General features: G+C 36.7%; 18 protein-coding genes and 1 riboswitch. Of the genes, 11 read left to right on the top strand and 7 right to left on the bottom strand.

Annotation, left to right across the window (positions count from 1 at the left end):
• Positions 1 to 90 precede the first annotated feature (90 nt).
• On the bottom strand, positions 91 to 810 hold the full coding sequence (locus ACR1PO_RS04585; RefSeq protein WP_433985996.1) for a pyridoxine 5'-phosphate synthase: 720 nt from the start codon (positions 808 to 810) through the stop codon (positions 91 to 93).
• Positions 811 to 973: 163 nt separating this feature from the next.
• Positions 974 to 2,242: a mechanosensitive ion channel family protein gene (locus ACR1PO_RS04590; protein ID WP_332387955.1), complete on the bottom strand. Its 1,269-nt coding sequence runs from the start codon at positions 2,240 to 2,242 to the stop codon at positions 974 to 976.
• 270 nt (positions 2,243 to 2,512) lie between these two features.
• On the opposite strand from ACR1PO_RS04590, the gene ACR1PO_RS04595 reads away from it, so the two are divergent.
• From ACR1PO_RS04595 to ACR1PO_RS04605, 3 genes are all read left to right on the top strand, one after another.
• Positions 2,513 to 3,700, top strand: a complete 1,188-nt coding sequence (locus ACR1PO_RS04595) for a peptidase associated/transthyretin-like domain-containing protein (RefSeq protein ID WP_332387956.1) — start codon at positions 2,513 to 2,515, stop codon at positions 3,698 to 3,700.
• A 79-nt stretch (positions 3,701 to 3,779) separates the two neighbouring features.
• On the top strand, positions 3,780 to 4,271 hold the full coding sequence (locus ACR1PO_RS04600; RefSeq protein ID WP_332387957.1) for a DUF456 domain-containing protein: 492 nt from the start codon (positions 3,780 to 3,782) through the stop codon (positions 4,269 to 4,271).
• A 15-nt stretch (positions 4,272 to 4,286) separates the two neighbouring features.
• Entirely contained in the window at positions 4,287 to 4,796 is a 510-nt protein-coding gene (locus tag ACR1PO_RS04605; protein WP_433985997.1) for a hypothetical protein, read from the top strand.
• Here the strand turns inward: ACR1PO_RS04605 and ACR1PO_RS04610 are convergent.
• From ACR1PO_RS04610 to ACR1PO_RS04620, 3 genes are read right to left on the bottom strand one after another with little or no spacing between them, the layout of a single operon-like run.
• The gene (locus ACR1PO_RS04610; RefSeq protein ID WP_433985998.1) at positions 4,783 to 5,424 is read right to left on the bottom strand and encodes a uracil-DNA glycosylase; all 642 of its coding nucleotides are present in this window, start codon (positions 5,422 to 5,424) and stop codon (positions 4,783 to 4,785) included. The genes ACR1PO_RS04605 and ACR1PO_RS04610 overlap by 14 nt on opposite strands.
• 41 nt (positions 5,425 to 5,465) lie before the next feature.
• On the bottom strand, positions 5,466 to 6,470 hold the full coding sequence (locus tag ACR1PO_RS04615) for an acyltransferase family protein (RefSeq protein ID WP_433985999.1): 1,005 nt from the start codon (positions 6,468 to 6,470) through the stop codon (positions 5,466 to 5,468).
• A gap of 46 nt (positions 6,471 to 6,516) precedes the next feature.
• Entirely contained in the window at positions 6,517 to 7,038 is a 522-nt protein-coding gene (locus tag ACR1PO_RS04620; RefSeq protein ID WP_433986000.1) for a GNAT family N-acetyltransferase, read from the bottom strand.
• A gap of 125 nt (positions 7,039 to 7,163) precedes the next feature.
• Between ACR1PO_RS04620 and ACR1PO_RS04625 the strand changes: the two genes are divergently transcribed.
• The 4 genes from ACR1PO_RS04625 (at position 7,164) to ACR1PO_RS04640 (ending at position 12,205) form a co-directional block, all read left to right on the top strand.
• Entirely contained in the window at positions 7,164 to 9,311 is a 2,148-nt protein-coding gene (locus ACR1PO_RS04625) for an endonuclease MutS2 (RefSeq protein WP_433986001.1), read from the top strand.
• Positions 9,312 to 9,999: 688 nt separating this feature from the next.
• Positions 10,000 to 10,662, top strand: coding sequence for an ATP-binding cassette domain-containing protein (locus ACR1PO_RS04630; RefSeq protein ID WP_433986002.1), 663 nt, complete (start codon positions 10,000 to 10,002; stop codon positions 10,660 to 10,662).
• Between the two features lie 30 nt (positions 10,663 to 10,692).
• Entirely contained in the window at positions 10,693 to 11,493 is an 801-nt protein-coding gene (locus ACR1PO_RS04635) for a hypothetical protein (protein WP_433986003.1), read from the top strand.
• A gap of 34 nt (positions 11,494 to 11,527) precedes the next feature.
• Positions 11,528 to 11,707, top strand: a riboswitch (cobalamin riboswitch).
• A gap of 114 nt (positions 11,708 to 11,821) precedes the next feature.
• Positions 11,822 to 12,205, top strand: a complete 384-nt coding sequence (locus tag ACR1PO_RS04640; RefSeq protein WP_002977578.1) for an acyl-CoA thioesterase — start codon at positions 11,822 to 11,824, stop codon at positions 12,203 to 12,205.
• A 51-nt stretch (positions 12,206 to 12,256) separates the two neighbouring features.
• On the opposite strand, the gene ACR1PO_RS04645 is transcribed toward ACR1PO_RS04640, so the two are convergent.
• On the bottom strand, positions 12,257 to 12,847 hold the full coding sequence (locus tag ACR1PO_RS04645; protein ID WP_047434061.1) for an HD domain-containing protein: 591 nt from the start codon (positions 12,845 to 12,847) through the stop codon (positions 12,257 to 12,259).
• Between the two features lies 1 nt (position 12,848).
• The gene (locus tag ACR1PO_RS04650; RefSeq protein WP_433986004.1) at positions 12,849 to 13,550 is read right to left on the bottom strand and encodes an XAC2610-related protein; all 702 of its coding nucleotides are present in this window, start codon (positions 13,548 to 13,550) and stop codon (positions 12,849 to 12,851) included.
• Between the two features lie 381 nt (positions 13,551 to 13,931).
• Here ACR1PO_RS04650 and ACR1PO_RS04655 point away from each other — a divergent pair, with 381 nt between their 5' ends.
• The 4 genes from ACR1PO_RS04655 to ACR1PO_RS04670 all read left to right on the top strand — a co-directional run bounded on the left by ACR1PO_RS04655 (position 13,932) and on the right by ACR1PO_RS04670 (position 17,373).
• The gene (locus ACR1PO_RS04655) at positions 13,932 to 14,261 is read left to right on the top strand and encodes a PadR family transcriptional regulator (protein WP_050020108.1); all 330 of its coding nucleotides are present in this window, start codon (positions 13,932 to 13,934) and stop codon (positions 14,259 to 14,261) included.
• 11 nt (positions 14,262 to 14,272) lie between these two features.
• Complete coding sequence (locus tag ACR1PO_RS04660) at positions 14,273 to 15,994, top strand: PspC domain-containing protein (protein WP_433986005.1); 1,722 nt, start codon at positions 14,273 to 14,275, stop codon at positions 15,992 to 15,994.
• A gap of 316 nt (positions 15,995 to 16,310) precedes the next feature.
• On the top strand, positions 16,311 to 16,919 hold the full coding sequence (locus ACR1PO_RS04665) for a 1-acyl-sn-glycerol-3-phosphate acyltransferase (RefSeq protein WP_433986006.1): 609 nt from the start codon (positions 16,311 to 16,313) through the stop codon (positions 16,917 to 16,919).
• A gap of 25 nt (positions 16,920 to 16,944) precedes the next feature.
• Positions 16,945 to 17,373, top strand: a complete 429-nt coding sequence (locus ACR1PO_RS04670; RefSeq protein ID WP_332387969.1) for a PaaI family thioesterase — start codon at positions 16,945 to 16,947, stop codon at positions 17,371 to 17,373.
• Positions 17,374 to 17,398 lie beyond the last annotated feature (25 nt).

The raw sequence follows: 17,398 nt of genomic DNA on the forward strand, positions 1-17,398 counted from the left end.
GATAAATCAAGCATAATCTGTTTATGCTATTTTAATACACTTGAAGTTTTACTAACTTCCAGCATCCAGCTTCTGATTTCTCATAATTTATTACCATTTAGCCAGCCTCTTCAGGTAAGCCTGAACTGTATTTTCCAATCCCATATAAAGTGCTTCAGAAATCAAAGCATGTCCGATAGATACTTCCAACAGATTTGGAATGTTGTCTGCAAAGTATTTCAGATTCTCCAGGCTCAGGTCATGACCTGCATTAATTCCTAATCCGAAATTAGTAGCTTCAACAGCTGTCTCATAATAAGGCTTTATAGCCTGTTCCTTATTGGTCAGATAGTTTTTTGCGTATGCTTCGGTATACAGTTCTATTCTGTCTGCTCCGGTCTTTGCGGCATATTCTACCAATTCCGGTAAAGGATCCAGAAAGATCGAGGTACGGATTCCTGCTTTTTTAAATTCTGCAATAATCTCTGTAAGATAATCAAGGTGTTTTTTTGTATCCCATCCGGCATTGGAAGTAATAGCATCATCAGCATCCGGAACTAAGGTAACCTGTTCAGGTTTCACGTCCAAAACCATATCGATAAAGCTCTGGTGCGGATTTCCTTCAATATTAAACTCAGTTGTAACCAACGGCTTCAGATCATAAACATCTTTTCTTGTGATATGTCTTTCATCAGGCCTTGGATGGATGGTAATTCCCTGTCCTCCGAATTCCTGAATTTTTACAGCAGCTTCTGTAACACTTGGGGTTTCACCTCCTCTTGCATTTCTTAACGTCGCAATTTTATTAATGTTTACGCTTAGTTTTGTCATTTTTTATGTTAGATGTTAGATATAAAATGATAGAAGCTGGAAGCCTGGGACTGGAAGTAAATCCAGGCACTGTACTTCCTTGGGTCTTCTGCATTCATGATCATTTAAAAATTTAATTTAAAATTTGTTTTAAAAGGCGCCGAACTTCCCGCTTCCCGCTTTTCTACACTTTCACGCTTACCTGCATTACCTGAAGTTCAAATTCCTTTGAAGCCACCAGCAGATGGTCAAATATATCTGCCTGAATCTGCTCAAAACGTTCCCATTTGGAATCATTGGCAAAACAGTATACTTCAAGGGGCAGCCCTTGCGGAGTGATGTCCAGCTGACGTACCATCCGGGTTCCGTTTTTGTCAATATCAGGATCGTTTTCAATATATTTCTGTGCGTAATATCTGAACACGCCAATATTGGTAAGCTGTCTTCCGTTTACAATTTTATCTTTATGTACCAGGCTTTCTTTTTCTTTTTTAATTTCGGTGGTCCTTTCTTCAAGATAACCTGAAATCAGGTTAATCTCCTTCAGGCGTTCAATATCTTCATCCGTCAGGAATTTAAAAGAATTGATGTTAAAGTAAATTGATTTTTTTATTCTTCTGGTGTTGGACTCAGACATCACCTGCATATTCCTGATCTCAGTAGTCATCAGGTCATAAGTAGGAATGGTAGAAACGGTCTTATCAAAATTGGTGATTTTGGTGGTCAAAAGATTGATCTCTGTAATGTTTCCCTCAATGCTGTATTTGGGAATGCTTACCCAGTCTCCCACTTTTAAATTTTTGGAAGTGGCCACGTGAAGACCTGTCACGAATCCCAGGATTGTATCCCTGAAAACCAATACCAGCACAGCAGTAATAGCCCCAAGACTTCCTACGATTGTTGTTCCTTTAATCCCGAAAATCACACAGATGCCTACTACTGTAAATATGAAGATTCCTAGTATTTTTACAGTTTCCGAGATGGCATTCAGGGCCATGATCTTATAAAAGTCCTGTTTGATGCTGAAATAATTTCTGAAAGCAGTCAGCGATCTGTACAGCATTCCCGCAAGTATTAATACCAGCCCTAAATTGACACATCTTATAATGAAGATGGTTGTTTTTGGCAGTGCGTTTTCCGGAAATATGGAGCCCTGGATAGCCCCCACCACAATCAACGCAGCAAAGTGGGCCACAGAATTGGTGATTTTCGACTGATAAACAGATTTTAAGACCGGAAATTTCTGTTCATTATGAAATAACCTGAACACAGAATTGATGATGAACTTAAAAGCAAAATCAGTAACCAAAAACAGAATAAGAAGTAAACTCAGTTTTACAATGATATGAAAAACCCAGTCCAGCCCGGCTGGTGAAATCCGGGTAATATAGATATAGAGCTGTTCACTCAGCTCCTGTATAAAGTTTTTGGTTTCTTGTAACTGGTCATTCATTACAGCAAATTTATGAAATTAAGAATCATCATTTTACTATTCACAATCAATTTTCATCCCAAAGGGGACCACCGGAAAAATATTTAATAAAAATTATGGAATGATATCTTAAAAAATATTAATCTGCCACAAGCTACCATTACAATTGAAAAATAAACTAAAAATTAAAGATATAAGTGAAAAATATTAAAAAAATTTCCACATTTAATGTTTTAATATTAAAAAATGATTAAATTTGATTAAAACTAAACCAATCAAAATCAAACATATATGAGACAAAATTACTTATTGATCATGCTATGCAGCTTCGTGCTCTTAGTGAACTGTAAAGGAGATGATACTGCTACTCCTGATGAAAATCCTGTAAAAGTGGTTTCCACAGGAAAAGTGGAAGGCAAAGTTTTTGCAAAAAACGGAACCAAACCCATTGGAGGTGCTCTTGTATTCACTACTGACGGCCAGAGCAATGTTTACCATACCTATTCCGATGCTGATGGCAGTTTCAGTTTAACCGCACCTGAGGGCAATACAACGCTTCATATTCAGACTGGTGACGGTAAAAATTTCAGAACCGAAGTTCCTGTTACCATTAAGAAAAATGAAACGGTCACTGTGTCTGCAACCGATTCGAAATTAGACCAGATCGCAAAAATGGCGTATGTAAAGGGAAGTTATGATGAAATTGAAGCGATTATAAGTTCTCTTGGATATACCGCAACTGAAATTACTTATCAGGATTTAAAAAATATGAATACCATCTCTCAATATGATATTATTTTCCTGAATTGCGGCTCCCGTACTTACACCCAAACCGGAACCTCCACGCCATCCAATGACACCAGTGTTTATAACAATCTTTCCACCTTTGTAACCAATGGAGGAAGCCTTTACAGCTCAGACTGGGCTTCGGCTTATCTGGTAGGGGGAAATACAAATACGGTAAGCTGTAATGCCCCGGGAGGTTTTATCAATGACAACCTTCTTTGTCTGCAGGATATTGGTGCAGCCACCACTTATATGGGCTGTAACGTTTCAAACACGGCTTTGGCAACTGCATTAGGATTTAATACATTGGATATTCAGTATGATATGGGTTCGTGGGAAAAAATTCAGAACTATGATCCGGCATTCTGGGATGTTCTGGTACAAAAAGGTAACGAACCTCTGATGATAAGAACAGGACATTATACCAATCCTTCTGCGCCACAGACTCCTGTAGGAACCTCCCTGAACAATAACCACATCACGATCTGCCACCATACGGCCAATGGAAATAATATCACCATTACGATCAACCAAAATGCCTGGAATGCACATCAGGCACATGGAGATACAATGGGACCTTGTACAGGAAACTCCAGCAGCGGAAATATCTATTATACCACATTCCATAACCATGCAAGCGGAAATATCGGTAAAGCAGGACCAATCCTGGAATATGTAATCTTAAATTTGTAATAAAATTTTATAACTCAGTTCTCAAAGTGGCTTTTTATAAGGCCACTTTTTTTATATTGCATCTATATTTTTTAAAAGAATGGATACAACGGTTATTAATATTTTCTGCCTTATTCTCTTATTTGTCGGGATATTGGGAACTTTTCTTCCGGTATTACCCGGTCTTTTGCTAAGCATTTGCGGACTCCTGATCTATAAATTCGGGACAGATGCGGATCTTCCGATGATTTATATCTGGGCATTTGGAATTCTTACTGCTGCTTCTGTAGTACTAAGCTATGTGATTCCGGCAAAGACCAACAGAAAATATGGGGGTACACGCTGGGGAAGTATCGGTTCTGTGGTTGGGACCATTGTTGGAATATTTATTCCAATCCCGTTGGGCTTTCTGATAGGAATGTTTGCAGGGGTATTTATTGGTGAATTGCTTCATGACAGTAAGGATATGAATAAAGCCTTACGATCTACCAAAGGAGCACTGGTTGGGTTCATCTACGGAACCGGATTCAGCTTTGTAGTGGGAGTGGCAATGTTTTTGGTAGTACTACTTAATATGTTTAACATCATTTAATTAAATATAGAAACTATGTTCCATAAAATTGTTCTACTCAGCCTTGGAATATTTGCATTAACAGGATGCGATGCCCAAAAGAAATCAAAGATAAACACAAAAGCCACTGAAATGCCAGCAGGTACAAAATCTACAAGCGCCAATAATCAGCAAGATGGTGTTATATACCTTAGTGAAGGGGAAAATAAGTTTTTAAGGGAATACCAGATGAATGTAACATTCAAAGGGGTTTCTGAAGACAGCCGCTGTCCCGAAGGCGTCAATTGTATCTGGGCCGGAGTGGCTCTTGCTCAGGTGGAAGTCATGGGAACTTCTACCCGACCGATGATGCTGAACCTTGCCAGCGGAGATTTTCCTGCAAGAAATTATCACCAGTCAACAGAGTTCAACGGATATACGATTACATTACAGGATATTGCCCCATATCCGAAACAACAGGATGGAGCAAAAGCATTGGCCGGAAAATACAAAATCGGTATTACGATCAAAAAAGCAGATCAATCTGCTGGTTCTACCAGGAAATAGGCTTCTTCCCTTTGGAAACAAGATACTCATTAATTTTTGAGAAAGGTTTGCTTCCAAAAAAACCTCTGTGAACAGAAAAAGGGGAAGGATGTGCTGATTTAAGTATAAAATGTTTAGCCGGATCTATAAGTTCGGCTTTTTTTTGTGCAAAAGCGCCCCACAATACAAATACCACATTTTCTTTTTTATCTGAAATTTCTTTAATAATAAAATCAGTGAATTTTTCCCAGCCCAGATCTTTATGAGAATTAGGTGAATGGGCCCGAACCGTTAAAGTAGCATTCAACAACAAAACACCTTGTCTTGCCCAATCATCAAGCTCTTTGGAAGTTCTTACCACTCCTAAGTCATCTTTTAACTCAATAAAAATATTCTTAAGTGAAGGCGGGGCAGCCACCTGCTCGGAAACAGAAAAGCATAATCCATTCGCCTGATAGTCATTATGGTAAGGATCCTGCCCGATAATCACAACCTCAACATCATCAAAAGCAGTCAACTCCAATGCTCTGAAGATCTGATTTTTTGGCGGAAAAACTTTGGTTGTTGCATATTCATTCTTCACTTTATCCCAAAGGGTTTTAAAGTATTCCGTACTTTTTATCGGGGCTAAAATTTCTGTCCAGGTCATACTGCAAAAATAATAATATTAAAATAAAACAAGAGCATTAATCATACCTTAAATATCTTCACTTTTCTTTCAATCAGCCTATAAGAAAAGTAAGACAGCAATAATGAAAATGATATTAATAACAGATTATTAAGATGATAATTATGTACAATAACGAAATTCTGCTTCTTCACCATATAATGGATAATATACAACGAATAAGAGATATTGCCTAAAAAATATATTGTTTTGGTTTCCAGAAATGCCTTCAGATAGTTTTGTTTTCCTTCATGCAGGCATTTAATCATCAATGCTGATAATAAAGGTATAAACAATGGTCCTTTACCAATAAACAACAAAGAGACAAATATTATAGTAATAATATAAATGATGAGATTTTCTTTTTCCGTTTTAAATGGCTTTAAAAGGGCAATCCCAATCCCAAGAAAATAGGAAGAAACCGTTCTCAGAAGGGAAACAAGGCCATATGGAAGATCAAGATATGCTGTTGATTCACCTTCTTTCAGTGGAATTTCAGAACCTATATATAAATGACCGGGAAGATGGGGAAGCATCCACCTCAAAATCAGACTTGATACAATTAAGATTTCACTGCGAATCTTATAACGCAGGATAATCCATAACATAAAAGGGAAGATCAAATAGCAGATCCATTCTGTGCTTAGCGACCAATAAACTATATTCAGCAGATAATTGGGATTAAAAAAGCATTGTATTAATGTGGCATTGATCAGGAACCCGGCTATAGAGCTTTTTTCTAAAAACAGTACAATAAAAACAACTGATATGATGTAAACAGGATAAATTCTGTTGATTCTTTTTTTGTAAAAAACATCTATTACTTTATAATTCAGATTTCTAAACTTTTCAGAATAAGAAACCGTTAGTAAAAAGGCACTCAGCACAAAAAAGATATCAACAGCTACATAGCCCTTCCCTACTATATCCTGAATAAATTCATTCCTGAAAAAACTAAAATGAAAAAAAGCAACCCATAATGCGACAACTCCTCTAAGTCCCGTTAAAGATTTTATTTCATTTTTCATAGGTAATTTCAATCAGCGATAAAGATAGAGAAAACCTTTTGGATTTTTAATGATGGCCAGCAGAGAGCCTTTTCAGACTAAAAATAATATTATCAGGGAAATCTTTATCTTCCTTTCCTTCCCATACAATAAAACCATGTTTTAAAAGAATCCCTTTTGAATTTTCATTACATTTATTGGTAATAGCCAGAATTTCTTCTAAATTCAATTCATTAAAACCAAAATCCAAAACCACTTTCAAAACTTCAGACATAATTCCCTGCCTGTGATATTCCGGCAGCAATTCATAGCCAACTTCTGCTGTTTTGCGGTCTTCAGAAAAATTCCAGAGACAGATGGTTCCGATAAGATTCGGCTGATCTTTTAAAGAAATTCCCAAATAGATGGTTTGGCTATTTTGAGTTCTTTCTTTAATCGTCAGAATAAACTGGAGCGCATCGTAGTTATTTTTAGGAGATTTCCTTATAACGAACCGATTGATCACCTCATTGCTTCGGATTCGCAAAATATCATCAACATGACTTTCGTTGATATCTCTCAGTAATAATCTTTGGGTTTCCAGTTTCATATTTCAAATTTAATAAAAGAATATTATCGGTTTATTTTTAGCGTAAAAACTTTAAATCCCGATTAATTTATTCTGTAAATCTCTCAGATATACGTAATAATCAAAATTCTCACTAAATTTGCACTGTGTATATAGATAAAGAAGATTTAGACGAATTAGAGTTTCCGCAATTGCTCGCGGAAATCTCCCCATTTGCGTATTCTCCGAAAACAAGAGAAAAAATTCTTCAACTTCGTCCGATGGAAATAGACGAGGCAGAACTTTCATTAAAGAAAACGTCAGAATACCTGTCGAGTTTCGAAAGTTCAAATGCGATTCCGTTTGATGAATATGAAGATATTGAAAGTGAGCTGAAATTGATGCTGATTGAGAACTACCGTCTGGAAAATGCTGCTTTCATCAAAATAAAAACCATCACGGAACAGATCGGAAAACTGCAGAAGTTCTTCCCTACCATGCCGGAAACGTTTCCTACTTTATTGGAAGAAGCTTCTGTACTGGAATTCAGAAAAGAGATCATTGAGAAAGTAGATAAGGTTTTTAACCGTTTTGGTGAGGTAAAAAATGAAGCTTCCCCAGCTTTGAAAGGGATAAGAACTGAAATACAGCTTGCTAAAAAAGCTATCCAGGAAAACTTCAACCGCGCGCTTACCACATATGGTCAGAGTGACTTTCTGGACGATATACGGGAAACCATTATTGATGACCAGAGGGTCTTGGCTGTAAAATCAGGATTCAAAAAAAGGGTTCCGGGAAGAACATTAGGAATTTCCAAAACCGGTTCCATTACTTACATTCAGCCGGACAGTGTTGTAAAGCACTACTTCAAGCTTCGTGAAAGTGAAGAGGAAGAGAAAAAAGAGATCGATAAAGTTCTCCGTAAACTTACCGCAGAACTGGCAGAATTTCAACCTCAGTTATGGAGATATCAGGTATATATTTTTGACCTTGACCTTACGAGAGCTAAAGCGAAATTTGGTGAACTGATCAATGGAGTTCTTCCAAAAATCAACCATCATAAAACGCTGAGATTAAGAGATGCCTATCATCCTCTTTTATGGTTAAGAAACAAAATAGAGAATAAAACGATTCATCCACAGACACTGACTTTAACGGAGCACAACAGGATCATCTGTATCTCCGGTCCGAATGCCGGTGGAAAATCGATTACCCTGAAAACGGTAGGATTATTACAATTGATGATTCAGAGTGGCATCCTGGTTCCGGTTCATCCAAAGTCTGAAATGTTTTTCTTTGAGAAAATCATGACTGATATTGGAGATAACCAGTCCATTGAAAATCACTTATCGACCTATTCATCGAGATTGAAAAAAATGTCAGGAATCATCCGTGAGGCTGATGCCAATACGCTTTTGCTGATTGATGAATTCGGTACAGGTTCTGATCCTGAGCTGGGAGGTGCGCTGGCAGAAAGTTTCATGGAGTTTTTCTATGACAAAAAGAGTTTTGCTATCATCACCACCCATTACACCAATATCAAACTGGTGATAGAACAGCTCCCTAACGCTCAAAACGCAGCAATGCTCTTCAATGAAGAAACTTTGGAACCAATGTATAAGCTGGAAGTAGGGCAGGCAGGAAGTTCATTTACCTTTGAAGTTGCAGAAAAGAATAAAATTCCAAGGTTTATCATCCATTCTGCCAAGAAAAAGGTAGAACATGATATTGTTAATCTCGATAAAACGATTGTAAAACTGCAGCAGGAAAAATTTGAGGTTGAGAAACTGAAATCCGACCTTGCAGAAAGAAAAGAATCTGTAGAAGATAAACGTGATAACCTTCAGAAACTGAATGACCAGCTTCAGCAGAAACTTTTCAATTTCCAGAAGCTGTATGAAGAGGAACACCGTAAACTTCAGTTCGGAAATAAGATTGAGGCATTCATCGACAGCTATACCAAAGGAAAATCCAGAAAGGATGTTGTAAAAGATTTTGTAAAGCTCCTTGAACAGGAAAAATTCAGAAAATTAGGTACCGATAAGGATGAATCCAAACGTCTTCAGGTTGTTAAGAGAAAAATTACCCAACAGCTGAAAAAAGAGGAAGTGATTGAAAAAATTGCTGAAACCAATGAAAAACTGGAGGAAAAACGTAAAACCGACCGTGCTGTGTGGATGAAAGTCGGGCAGCGTGTTCGTATTACAGGAAGCACCAGTGTGGGTACCATTGAGAAAATCTCACGTAATAAAGTGATCGTCAATTACGGCACTTTCAAAACCACGATTGACGCGGATGAGCTTGAGAGAATTTAATTAGTCTGAGGATTAATGTATGCAAATACAGAGAGCACTTTTCAGTGCTCTCTCTTTTTATTTATTTCTTAATGAATCTTTTAATTTTTCTCTTGTATAAAGGTTTTTAATATATTTGAATTCATAAAGTTGTTTAAACTTTACAAAACCGCAAAAGTCACAAAAGGGTTCATTCTAAATGCTTGAGTTCACTGAAGTAAGTTTAAAATGATATCGCAGAAAAGTTCACATAAGATGAAAATCAAAGATTTTCACAAAACTTAGGTGTACTTATTATGCATAAGGTCTGGTTCTGAAAAAACTGAAGTGTTTAAAACTTTTGTGCCTTTTGTGGTTTAAATAACGATTATAAAAGTTTAAACAACCAACCTCCATATATTAAATATCGGATACCTATTCTTAAAGTATTGAACATGGTCAGAAACTTTACTATTCTTTGGATTTTTTATAAAAAAACCCTCATTCCTACCTTGCTGTTTTCGTTACTTATTTCTTTTCTGCTCCCCTACAGAACTGAAACATTTGGATTAAGTTTTCTTTTAATTTTACCGGTTCTTCATTACTTTATGTACGAAGTAAGGTTTAAAAGCGAATATTATTTTTACGCTAATTCAGGATTTTCAAGAACTTTTCTTTGGACAGGAACGATATTATCAGGATTTCTTGTAAAAACTATAACACTGTTCTTATGAGTAAGCTTCATATTGATAGTGTAACAAAATCTTTCCATGAAAGGAAAATTCTGCAGGATATTTATATAGGATGCGAAACAGGGCAGGTTATAGGGTTATTAGGCAGAAATGGAAGCGGAAAATCAACATTGATGAACATTATTTTCGGCACTGAATATGGCGATACTCAGTTTATAAAATATGACAACACTATTCTGAAAAACATTTCCGACAGAAAAAACCGGATCTCCTATTTGCCACAGGAGCTGTTTCTACCCCAATATATAAAAATCAAAAACCTGATTCCCCTTTTTTGTAACCAAAAGAATACTGAATTACTTTTTAATTCAGAGTTTGTACAACCTTTTCTTCATGAAAAACCTAAAAACCTTTCCAAGGGTGAGCAGAGAATCATTGAAACCCTGATGATTATTTATTCTGAAGCGGATTTTATTTTACTGGACGAGCCATTTCATAGTCTTTCTCCTAAGGTTACTGAAGAACTAAAGAAAAATATACTTCTGGAGTCAGCCCATAAAGGATTTATTATTTCTGACCATAATTTTAAAGATGTTCTGGATATTTCTGAACTTATGTATCTGCTTTCAGACGGCCATCTGAAACAATTACAAGATTTAAATGAACTGCAGCGGTATAATTATCTTCCGAAAAGCATTTAATTTATATATTTGAAGGATCAAAAAATTTTCATGATGACTTTCATAAACAAAGCATTCTATTTATCTGCTTTCAGTATTTTTTCTTTAGCCTTTGTAAAGGGGCAGAATAAAGTTCCTTTCGGAGTGGTAAAAGCTGAAGAGGGATATGCCAATGTGCGGGTTCATAAAGACAATTACAGAAAAATTGTAGATAAGATCCGTATGCGCAAAGGTGATGTATTTGTTTATGTAAAGCCTGCTCCGGGAGAAACAGAATGGATCTGGATCAAATATCCCGAGAAACAGGATGATGACAAGCCGTTTGTGCGTTATGAAACTCTTGATAAAGAAGGAATGGTGAATAAAGAGCGTATTGCTTATATTGATCAGCTTCCCGCCTATACCCCTTCCAAATCTAAAAACGGAAGATCACTTATTTTCACCGACAATTCCGATCCTAAAATCCCTACTGCCCAAAGAAGCAAAGTGGTGATTGATATCTATCCTTCCAATGCAGGATACCGTAAAAAGGAAAAAGATGCGGAAGGAAAGCTCCTTACCATTGACAAAGTAAAACCCTGGGGAATCGGAAATGATCTTCCCGAAGGGATGACTGAAATCAAATCAATCAGGGTACAACAACCCGGAAGAGGTTCTGTTTTTGTAAGGGAAGCCATCAAAAACATGTTCCAGCCTACCATGGATTTTGAGAACGTCGGAGTAACTTCCCTTGATAACGATAATATTTTTCTTTATATGATCAACGGTTCAGGAGAAAGCAGATATACAACGCTGTGGACCATCAAGAAAGGAAGGGTAATCAGCCAGATTATTTTCCATAATCCGGAATAAATTCATTATTTTTGCATCCGAAAAGTTTTAATACTTATTCATCACAGAAATTGGTTCTGCATCACTGCAGATTAAAAGGGAACCGTGTGAAAATCACGGACTGTCGCGCAACTGTAAGTAACTGAAGTCTTTATCAAAGATCCACTGTGCGAGGCATGGGAAGGAGATAAATGATGTTACAAGTCAGGAGACCTGCCTTTTTCTTAACATGTAACTTTCGCGATCTGAAGTTGTATTGATCTGATGAATTGTTTCAGGAATTTCCAAAGTTCCTGTCATTGTTCTGTTGTTTTGATATCTCTCATTTCGCTTTAATTAATAATGATATATGACTACAGAAGAAAGAATTGAAGCATCCGAAACCAGAATCTTTAAAGCGGTTTTCCCTAACACAACCAATCATTACGATACCCTTTTCGGTGGTACGGCTATGCAGCTGATGGACGAAGTAGCTTTTATCACAGCAACCCGTTTTGCCAGAAAAAGAGTGGTAACGGTAAGCAGTGACAAAATCGATTTCAAAAAACCTATTCCTGCCGGAACTATTGTGGAACTGATCGGGAAGGTTTCATACGTAGGAAAAACCAGTATGAAAGTAAATGTTGAAATTTACACGGAGCAGATGTATTCCTACGAAAGAGAAAAAGCTATTGTAGGTGATTTTACTTTTGTAGCGATTGATGAATTCAAGAAACCAATTCAGATACTATAAATACTAAAAATTTCGGGCGGCCTCTGGCCGCCCGAAATTTTTTCATTGAAATTATTTCAAAACCTTTTCCGTTTCCAAACTTCTGTTCAGTAAAAGTTCAAAGGCCTCGCCCATTTCATCTGATGCCCTGCTGATCGCATTTTCAAGCATATTTCTGATTTGTCTTTCTGTGACTCCTGCTTCAGTCCAGCTTTTTCCCGCAGTATGGGAATTTAAGATAAACGGCATGATTCTGTCAATCCCGCAGGCGAAAATAGCATCCGGAGTCTTTTCTTCCTCAAACTCAAGCCATAGATTAAAGAACTCTGTACGTAAAGGTTCATCCAGAATCCCAAAGATCTTCTGGGCAGATGCCTTTTCTCTTTCAAACTTTCCTACCATTGCTTTTTCATCAAAAATAAAAGTATCTCCGGCTTCTATTTCAACCAGGTCATGAATGGAAAGCATCCTTATTACTCTTAGTAAATCAATATCTGCACGGTTTTTGGCATAAGGATAAAGGATCTGAGCCAGGATAATGATCTGCCATGAATGCTCTGCTGTATTCTCTCTCCGGGAATCGTCAGCATTGTAATTTCTTCGCTGCACATTTTTCAGAGCATCCACTGCCAGGATAAAATCGATTTCTTTCTGAATTTTCATCTTACTTTTTATTTTTGTTATACTGATCTGCCGGATATACCTTGGTTTTGGTAATCCATTTATTATTGATCTTTTCTTTCGTTATTACCCTTACCTGATCCTCATTGGTCATATCTTCCTCTTTTTCAAGCACCCTGTCCAGCCCTTTGTTCGGAATGACAGCATATTCTGTTGTAAAAAGCCTGCAGCAACCGGACTTACCGTAGGAAATAAGACGTTTGCGTTTGGCGTCTGTTTCAAAAAAATCAAAACCACTCGAGCCCAGGTCTGTAAGTTCTTCACTTTTCACAAATGCCATTCTTGTGCTGTTGAATACATACACATCATAAGAAGCCGAGCTGTAATTTCCCATATTCCCGTTTCTTATCGCCACATCTTCGGTTCCGTCAAAATTAAAATCATCTATAATGACTGAACGCTGGTCATTTGCCAGAGGAATCAGTTTCCCCGGAATCAATTTTTGTCCATGTTCCGGATTTAAAACAAGGTTATCAGAAACAAAACTCTGTACCTTGCTGTTATTATTGTCAAACAATTCTACCGTTCCTTTTCCTCCACATTGGCCATCATTACAATTTTCCACATGGATGATTGCGTTATATTTCTTGGATACATTTTTTATTTCAAACTGATATTGCCCAAAGCATAAAGGGCCCAATAAAAGAAATACCGGCAAGTGTTTATAGCTGTTCAAAATATTCATGGTAATTGTAAATGGATTAAGTGTCTTTTCCTAACAAAAATACGAATCATTATGCCGATCTCAAAATCCCAGGCTCTTTATAATGATAAGTGATAGATGATCAATAGTAAAAATAAAAGATGGAAGTGGCCTATATAGATAATTCTTAAAATTTAAAGTTTTTTTGGTCTTTTTTTGCCAAAATTTATTCTAACAAAAAATCAACACAAAAATTATATAGCTGATTATCAATTAATTAAATTATTTATTTTAAAGATTTCACTACTTTGTATTGCATAATACCATTTTATTTACATATCTTTGTAATGTAAAATTAGAATAGGCTCAGCTAGCTAGGAGCATTTTTCTAAAAATATAACTAATTAACAAAACTTATCAAAGATGAATACTGAAAATACCAAAGCGCAAATGCGAAAAGGAATTCTGGAATTCTGTATTCTAAGTCTCATCAATCACCGTGAAATGTATGTTTCCGATCTGATTGACGAACTGAAAAAAGGAAAACTGGATGTAGTGGAAGGGACCCTCTACCCTCTTCTTACAAGACTTAAAAACGGAGAGTTTCTCTCTTACAGATGGGAAGAATCTACTGGAGGCCCGCCCAGAAAATATTATCAGATCACAGAAAAAGGAAAACTTTTCCTGGATGAACTTCTCAATACATGGAATGAGCTGACAGCCTCAGTAAATCAAATTACCCAACAAAATTAAAAAACAAAGCTATGAACAAGACACTCTCAATAGGACTCGCAGGTTTTTCTTTTACCATAGAAGAACACGCATATATAAAGCTCAGCGATTACCTGAATGCACTGAGAAGCTCACTGGAGGCTTCAGAAGCGGATGAGGTAATGCATGACATAGAAATAAGAATGGTGGAAATTTTCAAAGATTCTTTAGGAAAACGTGAAGTGATCAATGACACCGATGTAGAAAAGGTAATTGCACAGATCGGAAGCCCTGAAAAAATCGAAGAGCAGGAAGAGGCTTATTTTTCCGAAAAAACATCTGCCAGAAAAAATAATTCAGGAACTTATTATACAGATAAAAAACAGCTTTTCCGTGATCCGGAAAAACAAAAAGTAGCAGGAGTTTGCGCAGGTTTAGCTCAATATGTGGGAATGGACATCACTACAATGAGAGCAATCTGGCTTGGGATCTTTATCTTAGGAATTTTCACAGCAGCCATTTCCTCTTCATTAATAGGACTTTTATATGTAATCCTTTGGATCGTACTTCCAAAAGCTGAAACAGCAGCAGATTTCCTGAAAATGCAGGGAAAGCCTATGAACTTCGACAATCTTAAGAATGAGTCTAATAAGCTGGTACAATTTGCCAATGAATCTACTCAGAGGGTCGGAGAAATCTACACTGAAAACAAACCTTATATCAACAATGCAGGAAGCGGAATCTGGAATGTATTTAAGTACATCGTAGGAGGATTCTTCGTACTGATGGCTGTAGGAAGCATTATAGGAGTATTTGTATTATTCGGTCTTTTCGGGATGGATACAGACTTCCCTGGTGCCAATGAAATCAGATTCTATATGGATGATCAGGGGCTGGATAAAGTACTGGCAGCCATGATGGTTATCGGAAGCTTAATTCCGGCAATCCTTTTCAGCTTATTAAGCATCAAGATCTTCTCTCCAAAAACAAAACTGAGAAATATCGGATGGGTTGTAGGAGGTTTATTTCTTCTTCTGATCGGACTGGGAACTTACTTCGGAATAAGCATGGCTAAGAAGGACATGATCTACAGAGGAAGCAAGGAAGATGTGGAAAATGTTGCCATCAATACTACTTCAGATACAGTGTATGTAGACGTAAAACAGGTTAATATCCCTCAAAACTTCAAAGCTTACAACAATAATATTTATTCAGATAAAAGATCCGTTTATGAAGAAGATTATATCTCTGTAGATGTTACAAGAAAACCGGATATCAAAACGCCTTATCTGATCATCAAAAAAGAAGGGAACGGATATAACTTCCCTATTCAGATGACTGTTCCTGTAGAAGTGGTAAATAATAAAGTATTACTTCCGAACTATATAAAATATCCGTATGAACACAGATTCAGAGACTATAGCCTAGATTATGAACTTGTAGTTCCACAAAAAATGGTGGTTATTTCAATGAAAAAAGACCGCATCAATATGGATGGGGATCTGGATGGAGATGGTATCAATGACAACGATCAGGATAATGACGACGACAATAACAATGTACGAATTGAAAAAAATAAAATCACGGTAAACGGTTCCAGTATCGAATACAACTCTGATGATAAAGACAGTATCATTGTAAACGGTAAAAAAGTTCCGAACAGCCAGGCAAAGAAAGTAATTGATTCTGCAGTGTCTACTATCAAGAAATCAAACAAGGACATGGACATCAAAATCAAAGACGGAAAAAACGAAATTTCCATACAAACTAAATAATTAACTTCAGAGAGTGGTAGAAGGTGTGAGTGGATGGCAACCGTTTGAAATTCACACCCTTCTTCTCTCAGAAAAGTGAAAATAAAACAATATTTAGTTTCCTATATGAAAAAAATGTTTTAATTTCGTAAAGCTAAAAATTTAATAACCAAACAAACAAAAACACAGCTTCATCATGATACAATTTGCAATGGAATTCGTAATGAAAATCGTAGATTTAATTAGCGGTTTGTTTTAAGAGCGATAATATTTCAATATATTTGTAAAGTATAACCAAAGTTTGGTTATACTTTTTTGTTTTTAACCCAAGAAATCTATGAAAAAGCTGATAGGCAAAGCAATGTTAAAGATATTAGGCTGGAAGGTCGTTCTGCAGGGCGATGTCAACAACCTGAACAGATGTATACTGGTAGTGGCTCCACATACCCATAACATGGAATACATTTTAGGAAATTTCGCCTACTGGTCTTTAGAAAAGCCTTTAAAAATTATCATTAAAGATGCCCACACCAAAGCCTGGTATGGAAGTATTGTAAAAGGCCTTGGAGGTATTGGTATCGACAGAAGCCAGAAAAACGATCTTGTCAATTTTGTAGCCAATCAGTTTTCTAAAGAAGACTTCAGTCTCGTAATTACCCCCGAAGGAACAAGAAGCTGGGTGCCGAAATGGAGAAAAGGTTTTTACCACATGGCTTTGGCAGCAAAAGTTCCTATTGTACTGGCAGCAGGCGATTTCAAAAGAAAAATTGTTTATCTGGGATATACTATTCCTTACGAAAGAATAGCATCAGTATCTTTTTCAGAGATCATGCAGGAAATCCAGGATTATTATGTAAAAAATGATATTGTCCCGAAAGTTCCGGCCAACTGGAATCCTAATATTATGGGAACCGGGAGTGAAACGGACAGCGTAAAACAAAATTAATCAATCATCATTTAGCAATTGAAAAATGAAAGGTCAGACAAAAGAAGAAATATTAGCATTCATCAATAACTGGGGAGATGTAACTCTTGCCAAAACACTTGAAATAAAGTTCATCGATATTGATCTGGAAAATGAAACCCTTACTGCTACAATGCCTGTTCTGCCAAGAACCCACCAGCCGTTTGGGATCATGCATGGAGGAGCGAGCTGTGTTTTAGCAGAGACTTTAGGTTCAAGCCTGTCTAATATCTTTATCGATGGCGAAAAATATTACGGTGTGGGAACCAATATCAATTCCAATCATTTAAGAAGTAAAAAAGATGGTATTGTAACGGCTACAGCGCGTTTTATCAGAAAAGGCAAAACGATGCATGTTTCTGAAATTGAAATCCGTGACGAAAAAGGAATACTTATCAATCATACAACTATGACGAATAATATTATTCACAGATAAGTTGCAACAGCATAAAAAAATAAAG

The organism is Chryseobacterium amylolyticum, from assembly GCF_051011775.1.
GTDB lineage: Bacteria > Bacteroidota > Bacteroidia > Flavobacteriales > Weeksellaceae > Chryseobacterium.

What these genes read in the sequence shown, in the direction of transcription:
- ACR1PO_RS04620 (WP_433986000.1), bottom strand. Translation starts at nt 7,038, where the DNA reads ATGAAACTGGAAACCCAAAGATTATTACTGAGAGATATCAACGAAAGT.
- ACR1PO_RS04650 (WP_433986004.1), bottom strand. Translation starts at nt 13,550, where the DNA reads ATGAATATTTTGAACAGCTATAAACACTTGCCGGTATTTCTTTTATTG.
- ACR1PO_RS04645 (WP_047434061.1), bottom strand. Translation starts at nt 12,847, where the DNA reads ATGAAAATTCAGAAAGAAATCGATTTTATCCTGGCAGTGGATGCTCTG.
- ACR1PO_RS04605 (WP_433985997.1), top strand. Translation starts at nt 4,287, where the DNA reads ATGTTCCATAAAATTGTTCTACTCAGCCTTGGAATATTTGCATTAACA.
- ACR1PO_RS04655 (WP_050020108.1), top strand. Translation starts at nt 13,932, where the DNA reads ATGAATACTGAAAATACCAAAGCGCAAATGCGAAAAGGAATTCTGGAA.
- ACR1PO_RS04640 (WP_002977578.1), top strand. Translation starts at nt 11,822, where the DNA reads ATGACTACAGAAGAAAGAATTGAAGCATCCGAAACCAGAATCTTTAAA.
- ACR1PO_RS04660 (WP_433986005.1), top strand. Translation starts at nt 14,273, where the DNA reads ATGAACAAGACACTCTCAATAGGACTCGCAGGTTTTTCTTTTACCATA.
- ACR1PO_RS04590 (WP_332387955.1), bottom strand. Translation starts at nt 2,242, where the DNA reads ATGAATGACCAGTTACAAGAAACCAAAAACTTTATACAGGAGCTGAGT.
- ACR1PO_RS04610 (WP_433985998.1), bottom strand. Translation starts at nt 5,424, where the DNA reads ATGACCTGGACAGAAATTTTAGCCCCGATAAAAAGTACGGAATACTTT.
- ACR1PO_RS04585 (WP_433985996.1), bottom strand. Translation starts at nt 810, where the DNA reads ATGACAAAACTAAGCGTAAACATTAATAAAATTGCGACGTTAAGAAAT.
- ACR1PO_RS04600 (WP_332387957.1), top strand. Translation starts at nt 3,780, where the DNA reads ATGGATACAACGGTTATTAATATTTTCTGCCTTATTCTCTTATTTGTC.
- ACR1PO_RS04670 (WP_332387969.1), top strand. Translation starts at nt 16,945, where the DNA reads ATGAAAGGTCAGACAAAAGAAGAAATATTAGCATTCATCAATAACTGG.
- ACR1PO_RS04635 (WP_433986003.1), top strand. Translation starts at nt 10,693, where the DNA reads ATGATGACTTTCATAAACAAAGCATTCTATTTATCTGCTTTCAGTATT.
- ACR1PO_RS04630 (WP_433986002.1), top strand. Translation starts at nt 10,000, where the DNA reads ATGAGTAAGCTTCATATTGATAGTGTAACAAAATCTTTCCATGAAAGG.
- ACR1PO_RS04615 (WP_433985999.1), bottom strand. Translation starts at nt 6,470, where the DNA reads ATGAAAAATGAAATAAAATCTTTAACGGGACTTAGAGGAGTTGTCGCA.
- ACR1PO_RS04665 (WP_433986006.1), top strand. Translation starts at nt 16,311, where the DNA reads ATGAAAAAGCTGATAGGCAAAGCAATGTTAAAGATATTAGGCTGGAAG.
- ACR1PO_RS04595 (WP_332387956.1), top strand. Translation starts at nt 2,513, where the DNA reads ATGAGACAAAATTACTTATTGATCATGCTATGCAGCTTCGTGCTCTTA.